Genomic DNA, 13,186 nt, shown 5'->3' with positions numbered 1-13,186 from the left:
GGGACAGGGTGGGCATGAAGCCCTGGACGAAGGCGCTGTAGGTCTCGTTGATGAGGCGCTGGGACTCGGCGGCGATGGTGCCGAAGACCAGTGAGCTCTTGCCGGAGCCGGAGACGCCGGTGAACACGGTGAGGCGGCGTTTGGGTATCTCGACGTCGACGTTGCGCAGGTTGTTCTCGCGGGCGCCGTGGACGCGGATGATGTCGTGGCTGTCGGCGTGGTGCAGGCCGGTGGTGGCCTTGCTCATGGTCTCTCCGTCCGGTGGTGCGGGTGTCAGTCGAGCCAGCGGCCGTCGCGCATCAGGGTGCGGCCGGGTAGCTCGTCGGCTTCGCGCCAGGCCTGTATGCGGTGTGGCGTGATGCGGTACCAGCGGTAGGGCGTGGTCAGGGTACGGGGGTCGAAGCCGGTTCGGGTGGCGAAGCGGTCGCCTCGGCCGGTGGGCAGGGCGTCGAGGGCGAGGGTTTCGACATCGCCGTCGATCATGGTGACGTCGCGGGTGGGGCCGAGGCCGACGCGGGCGCGGCCGCCGGCGAGGTTGCGGCCGGTGGGGCTGTCGGCCGGGGTGGCGACGAGCAGTGTGTGGCCGTCCCAGTCGAAGGACAGGGGCACGAGGTACGGGGTGCCGTCGGGTTCGGCGGTGGCGACCCAGCAGTCGACGTCGTTTTCGAGGCGGTGGGTGGTGTCGTTGCGGCGGCGGGCGCGGGTGCGGGGTGCGTCGGTCATGGGGTGGGTCAGCGCCGCTCGTTGATGCGGATGAGGTTGCCGGTGGGGTCGCGGAAGGCGCAGTCGCGGACGCCGTAGGGCTGTTCGGTGGGTTCCTGGACGACGTCGGCGCCGGAGGCCTGGAGGCGGTCGAACAGGCCGTCGAGGTCGTCGGTGGCGAGGGTGAGCGCGCCGTAGCTGCCCTTGGCGATGAGTTCGAGGATGGTGCGGCGTTCGTCGTCGGTGATGCCGGGGTCGGCGGCCGGTGGGTGCAGGACGATGCCGGTCTCGGGCTGGTTGGGTGGGCCGACGGTGAGCCAGCGCATGTTGTTGTAGCCGACGTCGTTGCGCAGTTCGAAGCCGAGGGTGTCGCGGTAGAAGGCGAGGGCGGCGTCGGCGTCGGTGTGGGGCAGGAAGGCGTAGTGAATGGTGATCGTCATGGTGGTCACGCTAGTGGTGGTCGGCCGGTGCGGGCTTCTCGATTCCTGATCGGTCGGGTCGCCTGTTTGGTCAGGCACGGGGGTGGTTCGGCGGTGTCGGGTGCGTGGCGGGCGCGGTAGGCGCTGGGTGGTTCGCCGACGAGTTCGGTGAAGCGGGTGCTGAAGGTGCCCAGGGACTGGCAGCCGACGGCGAAGCAGACGTCGGTGACGCTGAGGTCGCCGCGGCGCAGCAGGGCCATGGCGCGTTCGATGCGGCGGGTCATGAGGTACGCGTACGGGGATTCGCCGTAGGTCTGGCGGAACTGCCGGCTGAGGTGGCCGGCGGACATGTGTTCGCCGCGGGCGAGGGCTTCGACGTCGAGGGGTTTGGCGTATTCGCGGTCGATGCGGTCGCGGACGCGGCGTAGCCGGGTGAGGTCGCGCAGCCGTTGGGCGAACGCGGGGTCGTCGGTTGCCGGGTGCGGTGGCACGTCCGCATCCTGCCTGGTGGGCGGTGGGGTCGTCCACCTGTTCGAGCGGCGAGTCGCCGCGCGGGTGCACCCGCGCGGCAGGTGCACCCGCGCTGTCGGTCAGCGCAGCCGGCGGGCGGTGAAGCGGGTGGGTGGGTCGGCGATGGCGTCCTGGGCGGCGACGAGTTGCAGTTCGCGGGTGCCGGCTTCGAGGGTCGCCTCGAGTACCGCGTAGATCGAGTTGGTGGTGCGTTCGAGTGCGGTCTTCGGTGAGCCGGTGGTGGCGAGGTGGGCGAGGTAGAGGGCGGCGGTGACGTCGCCGCCGCCGTTGGGGGCGATCGGCAGCAGCGGGGTGGTGACGGCCCAGGCGCCGTCGTCGGAGACGGCGACGACTTCCAGGTGGCCGGCGGGCAGGTCGCCGTGCAGGACGCTGGTGACCAGGACGTGCCGGGGGCCGGTGGCGCGGACGGTGTCGACGGCGGCGAGCAGGTCGTCGATGGTGTCGGTGGTGCGGCCGGCGAGGAATTCCAGCTCGAACTGGTTGGGGGTGACGATGTCGGCGCGCGGGACGACTGTGTCGCGGAGGTATTCGGGGATGCCGGGGCGGACGAACATGCCGCGGCCGACGTCGCCCATGACCGGGTCGCAGCAGTAGAGGGCGGCCGGGTTGGCGGCCTTGACGCGGGCGACGGCGTCGAGGATGACGGCGCCGACGGCGGGGTCGCCCTGGTAGCCGGAGAGGACGGCGTCGGCGGTGCCGAGCACGCCGCGGTCCTCGATGCCGGCGATGACGTCGGCGACGTCGGTGGGGGCGAGCAGGGGGCCGCGCCAGGCGCCGTAGCCGGTGTGGTTGGAGAAGTGCACGGTCAGGACCGGCCAGACCTCGTGGCGGAGGCGTTGCAGCGGGAACACGGCGGCGGAGTTGCCGACGTGGCCGTAGGCGACCGACGACTGGATGGACAGGATCTTCACCCGGTCATCGTCGCATCCCGGGCCGGGGATGACTGCCGGTGGTGGGGTGATGACGGGCCGGGACGGCGGTGACCGTTCGGCGCAGCGTTTCGGCCGTCCGGCGCGGGGCGGGTTTGGGTGCAGCGTGCGGCAGGGGCATGAACCGGGGTGTTCTCGCCATCCGGACGGAGGAAGCACTGATGCTTTCCGCACTCGATCGTCGGCACACCGTCGCGCCGCCGGGGTACAGCCGTTGGCTGATTCCTCCGGCGGCGCTGGCGATCCATCTGTGCATCGGGCAGGTCTACGCCACGAGCGTGTACAAGAACTCCCTGATCGCGCATTTCGACACCGGTCAGACGGCGATCGGGGTGATCTTCAGTATCGCGATCGTGATGCTGGGGTTGTCGGCCGCGGTGGCCGGTACGTGGGTGGAGGCGAACGGGCCGCGTAAGGCGATGTTCGTCTCGGCGTGTTTCTGGGCGGCGGGGTTCCTGGTGGGGGCGCTGGGTATCGCGACCGGGCAGCTGTGGTTGCTGTATCTGGGGTACGGGGTGCTGGGCGGGATCGGTCTGGGGATCGGGTACATCTCCCCCGTCTCCACGTTGATCAAGTGGTTCCCGGACCGGCCGGGTCTGGCGACCGGCTTGGCGATCATGGGGTTCGGTGGTGGGGCGATGGTGGCCTCTCCCCTGTCCCGGCAGCTGCTGTCGTTCTACGACCCGGCCTACGACCCGGCGAACAGCGGTTCCACGGCGTCGGGGCCGGCGTTGGTGTGGTTGTTCGTGACGCTCGGCGTCGGCTACTTCGTGATCATGATGTTCGGGGTGTTCAACGTTCGGGTGCCGGCGCCGGACTGGCGGCCGGCCGGGTTCGACCCGGCTCGGGTGGCGGACAAGCCGCTGGTGACGACAGCGAACGTGTCGGCGGCCAACGCGGTCAGGACGCGGTCGTTCTGGCTGCTGTGGGTGGTGCTGTTCTGCAACGTGACGGCGGGTATCGGGATCCTGGAGCAGGCCAGCCCGATGATCCAGGACTTCTTCCGCGAGGGTGGCACGTCGGCGGTGTCGGTGGCGGCGGCCGGCGGGTTCGTGGGGCTGTTGTCGCTGTTCAACATGGCGGGCCGGTTCGTGTGGTCGTCCACCTCGGATGTGATCGGCCGCAAGCCGATCTACATGGTGTACCTGGGTGTGGGCATGGTGCTGTACCTGCTGCTGGCGCTGGTGGGGCAGACCGCGACGGCGTTGTTCGTGCTGCTGGCGTGCGTGATCCTGTCGTTCTACGGCGGCGGGTTCGCCACCGTGCCGGCGTACCTGCGGGACCTGTTCGGCACGTTCGAGGTGGGCGCGATCCACGGCCGGCTGCTGACCGCGTGGTCGGCGGCGGGCGTGGCCGGGCCGCTGATCGTCAACGCGTTCCTCGACGCGCAGGGTGAGCCGGGCACGTTGACCGCGGCGGCGTACCGGCCGGCGCTGTTCACGATGGTCGGCGTGCTGGCGGTGGGTCTGGTGGCGAACCTGCTGGTGCGGCCGGTGCCGCAGCGTTACCACGAGCCCGCGTCCGGGCGGGACGAGACGGGACCGGGGCAGCCGGTGACGGCGGAGAGGAGCGGATCGTGAACGAGCGGACCGGTGGCGGGCAGCGGGCCCGTCTGGTGGTGTCGTGGCTGGTGGTGTCGGCGCTGCTGGGCTACGGCGTGGTGCAGACGCTGATCACGGCGGCGAAGCTGTTCACCCAGTAGGAGACGCGACGCGGCGGCCCGGGGGTGGAGATCCCCGGGCCGCCGCCGGGTCAGAGACCGCCGCCGACGCGCAGGACCGCGCCCGTTGTGTACGAGGCGTCCGGGCCGAGCAGGTACGCGATCGCGCCGGCGACCTCCTCGGGTTCCCCTGCGCGGCCCATCGGGATCCGGCCCGCGGCGGTGTCGGGCCGGTCGGGCACGCCGGAGCGGGCGTGGATGGTGGTGCGGATGATCCCGGGGGCGACGGCGTTGACGCGGACACCGTGCGGCGCGAGTTCCTTGGCCAGCCCGACGGTGAGGGTGTCGGTGGCGGCCTTGACGGCGGCGTAGTGCACGTACTCGCCGGGTGAGCCGAGCGTCGCGGCCACGGAGGAGACGTTGACGATGGCGCCGCCGCGGGTGAGCCGCCGGGCCGCCTGCTGGGCGCACAGCACGTACCCGATGAGGTTGACGTCGACGACCTCGCGCAGGTCGTCGACGCGCAGGTCGGTGAACGGGCCGATCGGGCTGGTGACGCCGGCGTTGTTGACCAGGCCGGTGAGCGGGCCGAGCCGGTCGGCGGCGTCGAAGATGCGGCGTACCTGGTCGGGGTCGGTGGTGTCGGCGGCGACGGTGACCGCGCGGCGGCCGGCGGCGCGCACGTCGGCAGCCACGGATTCGGCGGCGGTGTGGTCGGTGCGGTAGCCGATGACCAGGTCGTGGCCGTCGGCGGCGAGCCGGCGGGCGGTGGCCGCGCCGATGCCGCGTCCTCCCCCGGTGACGATGGTGACGGAGGTCAATGCCTTCTCCCCTGCCTTGCGGTGGGGGCGACGTTACCGTGGGCGGGACCATCCGGGGTGGAGAGGACTGTCACATGGGGCGCGCGTTGGTGCTGGGTGGCGGCGGGGTGACCGGGGTGGCCTGGGAGCTGGGTCTGCTGGCCGGGCTGGCCGGGCACGGCCTGCGGTTGGACGAGGCGGACCTGGTGGTGGGTACGTCGGCCGGGTCGGTGGTGGGGGCGCAGGTGCGTTCGGGTACGCCGCCGGCGCGGTTGTACGAGGCGCAGCTGCGGCCGCCCCGCGACGAGGTGCCGGCCCGGCTCGGGACGGGCGTGCTGTTGCGCTGGGCGTGGGCCGGTGGGCGGGGCCGGGACGCGGCGCGGGCCCGGGCACGTATCGGCGCGATGGCGTTGTCGGCGCGTACCCCGTCGGAGCAGTCACGGCGGGCGGTGATCGCGGCGCGGCTGCCGTCGCCGGACTGGCCGGCGGCGCGGCTGCTGGTCACCGCCGTGGACGCGGCCTCCGGCGAGTTCGTGGTGTTCGACGCGGACAGCGGGGTGCCACTGGTGGACGCGGTCGGCGCGAGTTGCGCGGTGCCGGGGGTGTGGCCGCCGGTCACAGTCGGCGGCCGGCGCTACGTCGACGGCGGGGTCCGCTCGCCGGTGAACGCGGACCTGGCGGCCGGGTGCGGGCAGGTGGTGGTCCTGGCGCCGACGCGCGCGGCGGTGGGGCCGATGCCGCGGCTGTCGGCGCAGGTGGCGGCGCTGCGGGAGGCGGGGGCACGGGTGGCAGTGGTGTCGCCGGACCGGGCGGCGCGGACGGCGATCGGCCGCAACGTGCTGGACCCGGCGCGGCGGGCGGCGTCGGCGCGGGCCGGGTTCGCCCAGGCCGACGCGGTGGCCGACGAGGTGGCCGCGGTGTGGCGCTGACCGGGCGTGCAGCACGGCGCGGCCTGACCGGCGCCGCAGCTCAGGAGACGCCGGTCAGGCGGCTCAGGCGCCGGTTGAGGTAGCGCTGTTCGGGCAGGCTTCCGGTCAGCCGCGCGGCCAGCCGGTAGTGCTCGGCGGCGGCCTGTGGGTCGCCGTGGAGTTCCAGCAGGTGCGCGCGGACGGCGTGCAGCCGGTGGTGGCCGCGCATCGCCGGGTCGGCCAGCAGCGGGTCGAGCAGCGCCAGCCCGACGGCGGGGCCGTGCGCCATGGCCACCGCGACGGCCTGGTTGAGCGTGACGAACGGGCTGGGGGCGACCCGGCTCAGCATGTCGTAGAGGACGCTGATCTGCAGCCAGTCGGTGTCCGGGAAGGCCGGTGCCTCGGCGTGCACGGCGGCGATGGCCGCCTGGAGCTGGTAGCGGCCCACCGGGCCGTGGGGCAGGGCCCGGCCGAGCAGCGTGACGCCCTCGTCGATGAGGTCGCCGCGCCAGCGGGAGCGGTCCTGGTCGGCCAGCGGCACGAGGTCACCGGCGGCGTCGGTGCGGGCGGGCGACCGGGCGTGGGTGAGCAGCATCAGCGCCAGCGCGCCGGTGACCTCGTGGTGGCCGGGCAGCGCGGCGTGGACCTGGCGGGTGAGCCGGATCGCCTCCTCGGCGAGTTCGACGTCGACGAGCTGGTCGCCGGAGGTGCGGGTGTAGCCCTCGCTGAACACCAGGTGGCACACGTCCAGCACGGCGGCCACCCGGCCGGGCAGCGCGTCCGGCGGCGGCATGGTGAACCGGGCGCCCGCCTCGCGCAGCGTCGCGCGGGCCCGGCTCAGCCGCTGGGTCATGGTCCGGGCCGGCACCAGGTAGGCGGCGGCGATCTGCTCCACCCGCAGTCCCGCGACCGCGCGCAGGGTCAGCGCGACCTGGGAGGGGCGGCTCAGCGCCGGGTGGCAGCACAGGAACAGCAGCCGCAGCGTGTCGTCGGCGCCGGTCACGGGCGTGTCGTCGACGGGCGGCACGACGGCGCCGGGTTGCCGGACCGCGTCGAGCCGCTCGCGGCGGCTGCGGGCCTCCTCGGCGCGCATCCGGTCAATCAGCCGTCGCGCGGCGACCTGGATGAGCCAGGCCCGCGGTTCGTCGGGCACGCCGGTGAGCGGCCACCGGGCGGCGGCCGCCTCCGCCGCGTCCTGCAGGGCGTCCTCGCAGGCGTCGGGTTGCCCGTAGCGGCGCAGCAGCGCGGCGCGGACGTGCGGCGCCTCCCGGCGCCACACGTCCGCGAGGGGCGGGGCGTTACTGATCGGACCCGCCCGGCCACATCAGGGGCCGCAGCTCGACGGTCTCCCCCGGGCCGGCGAACTTCGCGGCGACGGCGTCGGCGCGGGCCTGGTCCTCGACGTCGATGAGGAAGAAACCGGCGAGGTGTTCCTTGGCCTCGGAGTACGGGCCGTCGGTCGCCAGCGGCGCGCCGTCGCGCCACCGGTAGAGCCGGGCGGTGCGGGGGTCGCCGAGCGCCTCGCCGACGACCAGTTCCCCGTTGGCGTGCAGCTCGGTCATCACCTGCTCGAAGTCGGCGTTGAGCCGGTCGCGTACCTCGGCGGGCAGCTCCTGGTGGGCGGCGAGGTATTCGGAGGTGGGGTGGCCCCACGGCTCCGGGTTGGAGTGGATCATGATCACGTACTTCACTGTCGGTCCTTCGCGTCGTGCGGCGGTGCCTCCCCGCCGCTCGCCGGGTACGACGGAGCGGGATCGCCGATGTCTACATATCCTCGCGTCATGAGTGACGCGGTGGGTGTCGGTGACCTGGTCGAGGATTTCACGCTGCCGGACGAGACGGGCGCGCCGCGGCGGCTGTCGGAGTTCCTGGCCGCCGGTCCGGTGGTGCTGTTCTTCTACCCGGCGGCGATGACGCGGGGCTGCACGGCGGAGAGCTGCCACTTCCGGGATCTGGCGGCGGAGTTCGCGGCGGTGGGCGCGTCTCGGGTGGGGATCAGCCGGGATCCGGTGCAGCGGCAGGCGGAGTTCTCCCGCCGGCACGGGTTCGACTATCCGCTGCTGTCCGACGTCGACGGCGAGGTGGCGCGGGCGTTCGGGGTGCGGCGGCGGCTGCCGCTGGGCGCGCTGAGCACCCGGCGGATGACGTTCGTGATCGGCACGGACCGGCGGGTGCTCGCAGTGGTGCACAGCGAGCTGAGCATGAACGAGCACGCCGACGCGGCGCTGCGGGCCCTCGGGGGCTGATCATCGCGGTGTCGCAGCCGGCTGGTATCAAGGCTGCGTCAAACAGGTGTACGGAAGAGGGCGTGATGGCGGGTCAGGGTTTGTCCACTGACGAGATTCAGGGGATCCGGGAGGCGCTGGCCGCGGGCCGCAAGCCCCGGGTGGTGTTCACCGAGGCGGCCGGGCAGATGGCCGGGCAGCTCGGGCAGGTGGTGGAGCTGACCGACCCGGCGGCGTCGGAGGAGTTCGTGGTGGTGCGGTTCGGCCGCGACGAGCTGCCGTTCTCCCCCGCCGACGTGGCGATCGCCCCGAAGGGTGCCGGGCGGCGTCCGGCAGCCGAGGCGAAGCCGGAACCGGAGCAGCAGCCGGCCGCGCCGGAGCCGGAGTTCGTGCTGGACACGCCGCGGGTGCCGGCGCCGCGGCGGGAGGAACCGAAGACCGAGCAGCCGCAGGCGGAACCGAAGCCGGCGAAGCGGGTCGTGAAGGCCGCCAAGCCGAAGACCCCGCCGGGGCTGACCGTCACGCTGGCCTACGCCGAGGGCGAGTGGACGGTGGCCGCGCAGCAGGGCACGAAGGCGCTGGCCCGGCCGTACGTGGTGAAGCCGGCCGAGGCGCTGCGGATGGTGGCACTGGTCGACGTTCCCGGGGTGCAGGAGGCTGTGGAGCAGATCCTGGCCGCCGAGCGGGCCGAGGCCGAGCAGCAGGCGGAGAAGCTGCGCGCCGAGCTGGCCGAGATCGAGGCGCGGCTGGCGGAGCTGCGCGAGGCGCGCTGACCCCGGAACGCCCCGCGGGGCCGGTGCGACCCCCTCGCACCGGCCCCGCGCCCCTGCGCCCACAGGTCGATCAGTGTTGCGGAATGTTCTGTACCCCGATCCGGCGGCGGAACACCCAGTACGTCCAACCTTGGTACGCCAGCACGATCGGCGTGAACACCACAGCCACCCAGGTCATGATCTTCAAGGTGTACGGGGTGGACGCGGCGTTGGTGGCGGTGAGCGTGCCGGCCGCGTCGAGGGTGGACGGCATCACGTTCGGGAACAGCGCGGCGAACAGCGTCGCCACGGCCAGCGCGATCGCCACGGCGGTGCCGGTGAACGCCCAGCCCTCCCGGCGTACCTTGGCGGCGGCCAGACCGCCGAGCAGGGCGAGGGCGGCGCCGACGGCGAGCACGACGGCGGCGGCGCTGGAGCGGATGCTCAGCGACCAGCTCAGGAACGCCACGGCGGCCACGGCGGTGCCGACGCCGAGCTTCACGGCGAGGGCGCCGGCGCGCTCCCGGATGTCACCGGTGGTCTTGAGCGCCAGGAACACCGCGCCGTGGGTGAGGAACAGCCCCAGCGTGGTCAGGCCGCCGAGCAGCGCGTACGGGTTGAGCAGGTCGAGCAGGCCGCCGACGTACTCGTGGTCGGCGTCCAGCGGCACGCCGCGGAAGATGTTGGCGAACGCCACGCCCCACAGCACGGCCGGGATCGCCGAGCCCCAGAAGATGGCCTGGTCCCAGCGGCGCTTCCAGGACGCCTCGGGCCGCTTGTGGCGGTACTCGAAGGCGACGCCGCGGGCGATCAGGGCCAGCAGGATGAGCAGCAGCGGCAGGTAGAAGCCGGAGAACAGGGTGGCGTACCACTCGGGGAAGGCGGCGAACATGGCGCCGCCGGCGGTGATCAGCCACACCTCGTTGCCGTCCCATACCGGGCCGATGGTGTTGATCAGGACGCGGCGCTGCCTGTCGTCGCGGCCGAGCACCGGCAGCAGCATCCCGACGCCGAAGTCGAAGCCTTCGAGGATGAAGTAGCCGGTGAAGAGCACTGCTACGAGGAGAAACCAGACGGTCGTCAGTTCCACGGTTGGGCTCCGGGGTGTCAGTAGGCGAACGCCAGCGGGCGCTCGGCGTCGTCGGTGTCGTCGTCGTCGGACTGGGGGGTGACGTCCGGTACGCCGGCGCGGGCGTAGCGGACCAGCAGTTTGAACTCGACCACCGCGAGGACGGCGTAGATGAGGGTGAACGCGGTGAACGAGGTGAGCACCTCGGTCAGGGAGACGCTGCGGGACACGCCGTCGCGGGTGAGCATCTCGCCGAAGACGATCCACGGCTGGCGGCCCATCTCGGTGAAGATCCAGCCGAAGGAGTTGGCCAGCAGCGGCAGCACGGGCATGACCAGGCCGGCCCGCAGCAGCCACTTGCTGGTCGGGGTGCGGCCCTTGCGCTGGCTCCACAGCACCAGCAGCGCGATCGCGGCGGCGGCCAGCCCGAAGCCGATCATGAAGCGGAAGCTCCAGTAGGTGACCGGGATGATCGGGGCGTAGTTGCCGGGGCCGTACTGGCTGGCGTACTGGGCCTGGAGGTCGTTGATGCCCTGCACGGTGCCGTTGGGGTCGCCGGTGCCGAGGAACGACAGCAGGTACGGGATCTTGACGGCGAACAGCTCGCGGCTGCCGTCGAGGCTGCCGACGGTGAGCACGGAGAACGAGGCGGGGCTCTCGGTGGTGTAGAGGCCCTCGGCGGCGGCCATCTTCATCGGCTGCACCTCGGTCATGATCTTGCCCTGGATGTCGCCGGTGAGGATGACCAGCGCCGAGGAGATCAGGACGACCCAGGAGCCGAGCTTGGTGGCGAAGCGGTACGCGCCGGTGTCGGCGCTGTCGCGGTTGCGCATCACGTGCCACAGGCCGACGGTGACCATCAGCGACCCGGCGACCAGGAACGCGCCGGCCAGGGTGTGCGGGAAGGTCACCAGGGCGACCTTGTTGGTGAGCACGGCGACGAAGTCCGTCAGCTCGGCACGGCCACTGTCCGGGTTGATCCGGAACCCGACCGGGTTCTGCATGAACGAGTTGGCGGCGAGGATGAAGTACGCCGACAGGTTGGTGCCGATCGCGGCGGCCCAGATCGCGGCCAGGTGCAGGCGCTTGGGCAGCCGGTCCCAGCCGAAGATCCACAGCCCGATGAACGTGGACTCCAGGAAGAACGCCACCAGGGCCTCGATGGCCAGCGGCGCGCCGAAGATGTCACCGACGAAGCGGGAGTAGTCACTCCAGTTCATGCCGAACTGGAACTCCTGCACGATGCCGGTGACCACACCCATCGCGAAGTTGATCAGAAAGAGCTTGCCGTAGAACTTGGTGAGTTTGAGGTACCGCTCGTTGCCGGTGCGGTGCCACATGGTCTGGAGGATCGCCACCAGCACGGACAGGCCGATGGTCAACGGCACGAACAAGAAGTGGTAGACGGTGGTGACACCGAACTGCCAGCGGGCGACGTCCAACGCGTCCACCTGAACCCCCAGCTGCGCATACTACGAGACGTAGTAGATACTACTCGGCGTCGTAGCGAAAGCAGCAGGGCCGCAGGGCCCCACCCGGCCCGGGACCAATGACCCTGATCACCTTGCCGGAGGACCTGCGGTCCCGGGATCACCCTCGCCGGAGGACCCCCACCGGCTCCCCCCGCTGTGCCCGCACGTGGGAACATCCAGCACTGATGAACAGCACCCCCTGGCGCGCGCCGCTGCTGTGGCGGAGCGCGCAGACGCTCGCCCGCGCCGTCGTCGGGCTGGTCGGCCGGCTGGAGGTCACCGGCGACGTGCCCGACGCGCTGCGCCACGGCCCGCTGGTCCTGGCCGCCAACCACATCAGCCCGTTCGACCCGGTGGTGCTCGCCGCCGCCTGCCGGGTCCGGCGCGTCGCGCCCCGGATCATGGCCACCGGCGGTCTGTTCCGCGCCCCGGTGATCGGGTCGCTGATGCGCCGCGCCGGGCACATCCGCGTCGACCGGGGCACCTCCGCGGTGCACCGGTCACTGGAGGTCGCCGCCGAGGCCGTGGCCGGCGGCTCGGTGGTGGTGGTCTACCCGGAGGGACGCATCGGGCTCGACCCGGGCATGTGGCCCGAGCGGGGCAAGACCGGCGCCGCCCGGCTCGCCTTCGCCAGCGGCGCCGCCGTGGTCCCGGTCGCCCAGTGGGGCTCGCACGAGGTGCTCCCCTACCGGGCGCCCAAGGGCATGCTGCGCGCGACAGCCCGGGCGATCGTCCGCCGGCCCGCCATCCGGGTGCACTTCGGCGCCCCGGTGCCGCTGGACGACCTGCGGTCGGGCTCCCCCGGCGCGGCCCGGCAGGCCACCGACCGGATCATCGACGCGATCACCGACGACCTGGTGCCGCTGCGCCCCGACGAGCCGGACCGGCCGCGCCACGTCGACCCGGGCCGGCCGGTCGACACCGCCCGCGCCCACCGTCGCCGCCGCACCGGCTGACGCATCCCGGCGCCGGTGGCGGGTATCAAGTCCTCGCGCCCCTTCAGGTGGAGAGGACCTGGTCATGACCGCTGTCCGAGCACTCGTTCTCAACTGCACCCTGAAGCGCTCCCCGGCGACGTCCAGTTCACAGGTGCTCGGTCAGGAGGTGCTCGACGCGCTGGCCGAGCAGGGCGTCGACGGCGAGATCGTCCGGGTGGTCGACCACGACGTGCGCTTCGGGGTCTCCGTCGACGAGGGCGACGGCGACGGCTGGCCCGGCATCCGCGCCAAGCTGCTCGCCGCCCAGATCCTGATCATCGCCACGCCGATCTGGCTCGGTCAGCCCTCGTCGGTGACCAAGATGGTCCTCGAACGGTTGGACGCCGAGCTGTCCGAGACCGACGACCAGGGCCGCCTGCGCACCTACGGCAAGGTCGGCGGGGTGGCCGTGGTCGGCAACGAGGACGGCGCGCACCACACCATCGCCGAGGTGCAGCAGGCCCTCAACGAGGTGGGGTTCACCTGCCCGGCCGCCGGGGCCACCTACTGGGTCGGGGAGGCGCTGCACAAGACCGACTACGTCGACGCCCGCCCCAAACCCGACACGACCGGCCGCACCACCGCCGCGCTGGCGCTCAACAGCGCCCACCTGGCCCGGCTGCTCGCGGAGCAGCCCTACCCGCCACCCGGAACCCGCGGCGCAGGCACCGACCCCAGCAGCCAGTCCGGCTGACCCGGCGCCCCCTGCCCGCACCCGACCCGACCCCGCGGCCCGCTACCC

The 13,186-nt window shown here is 72.6% G+C and carries 16 protein-coding genes and 1 pseudogene; 7 read left to right on the top strand and 10 right to left on the bottom strand.

All coding sequences use genetic code 11. The features are described from left to right. The 5 genes and pseudogenes from ABD52_RS32600 to pdxY all read right to left on the bottom strand — a co-directional run. A pseudogene (locus ABD52_RS32600) lies at nucleotides 1-247 on the bottom strand (excinuclease ABC subunit UvrA); the annotation flags it as partial. A gap of 26 nt (nucleotides 248-273) precedes the next feature. Then, nucleotides 274-723, bottom strand: a complete 450-nt coding sequence (locus ABD52_RS32595; RefSeq protein ID WP_013286350.1) for a pyridoxamine 5'-phosphate oxidase family protein — start codon at nucleotides 721-723, stop codon at nucleotides 274-276. 8 nt (nucleotides 724-731) lie between these two features. Then, a complete protein-coding gene (locus ABD52_RS32590; RefSeq protein ID WP_013286349.1) occupies nucleotides 732-1,142 on the bottom strand; it encodes a VOC family protein in 411 nt (136 codons plus the stop codon). Between the two features lie 5 nt (nucleotides 1,143-1,147). Then, entirely contained in the window at nucleotides 1,148-1,612 is a 465-nt protein-coding gene (locus ABD52_RS32585) for a helix-turn-helix transcriptional regulator (RefSeq protein WP_013286348.1), read from the bottom strand. A gap of 99 nt (nucleotides 1,613-1,711) precedes the next feature. Then, entirely contained in the window at nucleotides 1,712-2,563 is an 852-nt protein-coding gene (pdxY, locus tag ABD52_RS32580; RefSeq protein ID WP_047894261.1) for a pyridoxal kinase PdxY, read from the bottom strand. 179 nt (nucleotides 2,564-2,742) lie between these two features. Between pdxY and ABD52_RS32575 the strand changes: the two genes are divergently transcribed. Both ABD52_RS32575 and ABD52_RS41505 read left to right on the top strand, forming a co-directional pair. Beyond that, complete coding sequence (locus tag ABD52_RS32575; RefSeq protein ID WP_013476779.1) at nucleotides 2,743-4,161, top strand: OFA family MFS transporter; 1,419 nt, start codon at nucleotides 2,743-2,745, stop codon at nucleotides 4,159-4,161. Next, nucleotides 4,158-4,283 carry a hypothetical protein gene (locus tag ABD52_RS41505; RefSeq protein WP_013286345.1) on the top strand — a complete coding sequence of 42 codons (126 nt, stop codon included), beginning with the start codon at nucleotides 4,158-4,160 and terminating at the stop codon, nucleotides 4,281-4,283. The genes ABD52_RS32575 and ABD52_RS41505 overlap by 4 nt, the downstream gene beginning before the upstream one ends. A gap of 50 nt (nucleotides 4,284-4,333) precedes the next feature. On the opposite strand, the gene ABD52_RS32570 is transcribed toward ABD52_RS41505, so the two are convergent. Next, nucleotides 4,334-5,062, bottom strand: coding sequence for an SDR family NAD(P)-dependent oxidoreductase (locus ABD52_RS32570; protein WP_013286344.1), 729 nt, complete (start codon nucleotides 5,060-5,062; stop codon nucleotides 4,334-4,336). A gap of 74 nt (nucleotides 5,063-5,136) precedes the next feature. On the opposite strand from ABD52_RS32570, the gene ABD52_RS32565 reads away from it, so the two are divergent. Further along, nucleotides 5,137-5,970 (top strand): patatin-like phospholipase family protein, encoded by an 834-nt coding sequence (locus ABD52_RS32565; RefSeq protein ID WP_030272247.1) that lies wholly within the window; start codon nucleotides 5,137-5,139, stop codon nucleotides 5,968-5,970. 40 nt (nucleotides 5,971-6,010) lie between these two features. Here ABD52_RS32565 and ABD52_RS32560 read toward each other — a convergent pair whose 3' ends face one another. Next, nucleotides 6,011-7,228, bottom strand: a complete 1,218-nt coding sequence (locus ABD52_RS32560; protein WP_082171434.1) for an RNA polymerase sigma factor — start codon at nucleotides 7,226-7,228, stop codon at nucleotides 6,011-6,013. A 19-nt stretch (nucleotides 7,229-7,247) separates the two neighbouring features. Beyond that, complete coding sequence (locus ABD52_RS32555) at nucleotides 7,248-7,640, bottom strand: YciI family protein (protein WP_030272251.1); 393 nt, start codon at nucleotides 7,638-7,640, stop codon at nucleotides 7,248-7,250. Between the two features lie 90 nt (nucleotides 7,641-7,730). Between ABD52_RS32555 and ABD52_RS32550 the strand changes: the two genes are divergently transcribed. Both ABD52_RS32550 and ABD52_RS32545 read left to right on the top strand, forming a co-directional pair. Then, nucleotides 7,731-8,195: a peroxiredoxin gene (locus ABD52_RS32550; protein ID WP_275896041.1), complete on the top strand. Its 465-nt coding sequence runs from the start codon at nucleotides 7,731-7,733 to the stop codon at nucleotides 8,193-8,195. A 65-nt stretch (nucleotides 8,196-8,260) separates the two neighbouring features. Next, a complete protein-coding gene (locus tag ABD52_RS32545) occupies nucleotides 8,261-8,947 on the top strand; it encodes a hypothetical protein (protein ID WP_047894258.1) in 687 nt (228 codons plus the stop codon). A gap of 70 nt (nucleotides 8,948-9,017) precedes the next feature. On the opposite strand, the gene cydB is transcribed toward ABD52_RS32545, so the two are convergent. Then, nucleotides 9,018-10,016 carry a cytochrome d ubiquinol oxidase subunit II gene (cydB, locus tag ABD52_RS32540; protein WP_013286337.1) on the bottom strand — a complete coding sequence of 333 codons (999 nt, stop codon included), beginning with the start codon at nucleotides 10,014-10,016 and terminating at the stop codon, nucleotides 9,018-9,020. 17 nt (nucleotides 10,017-10,033) lie between these two features. After that, nucleotides 10,034-11,446 (bottom strand): cytochrome ubiquinol oxidase subunit I, encoded by a 1,413-nt coding sequence (locus tag ABD52_RS32535; protein WP_047894257.1) that lies wholly within the window; start codon nucleotides 11,444-11,446, stop codon nucleotides 10,034-10,036. A 206-nt stretch (nucleotides 11,447-11,652) separates the two neighbouring features. Between ABD52_RS32535 and ABD52_RS32530 the strand changes: the two genes are divergently transcribed. Together ABD52_RS32530 and ABD52_RS32525 are read left to right on the top strand one after the other, a co-directional pair. After that, on the top strand, nucleotides 11,653-12,423 hold the full coding sequence (locus tag ABD52_RS32530) for a 1-acyl-sn-glycerol-3-phosphate acyltransferase (RefSeq protein WP_047894256.1): 771 nt from the start codon (nucleotides 11,653-11,655) through the stop codon (nucleotides 12,421-12,423). A 64-nt stretch (nucleotides 12,424-12,487) separates the two neighbouring features. Then, a complete protein-coding gene (locus tag ABD52_RS32525; protein WP_047894255.1) occupies nucleotides 12,488-13,138 on the top strand; it encodes a flavodoxin family protein in 651 nt (216 codons plus the stop codon). The last annotated feature ends 48 nt before the right edge of the window (nucleotides 13,139-13,186 follow it).

The organism is Micromonospora sp. RV43 (assembly GCF_001029515.1).
GTDB classification, from domain to species: domain Bacteria; phylum Actinomycetota; class Actinomycetes; order Mycobacteriales; family Micromonosporaceae; genus Micromonospora; species Micromonospora aurantiaca.
This window is presented reverse-complemented; position numbering and strand designations above follow the sequence as displayed.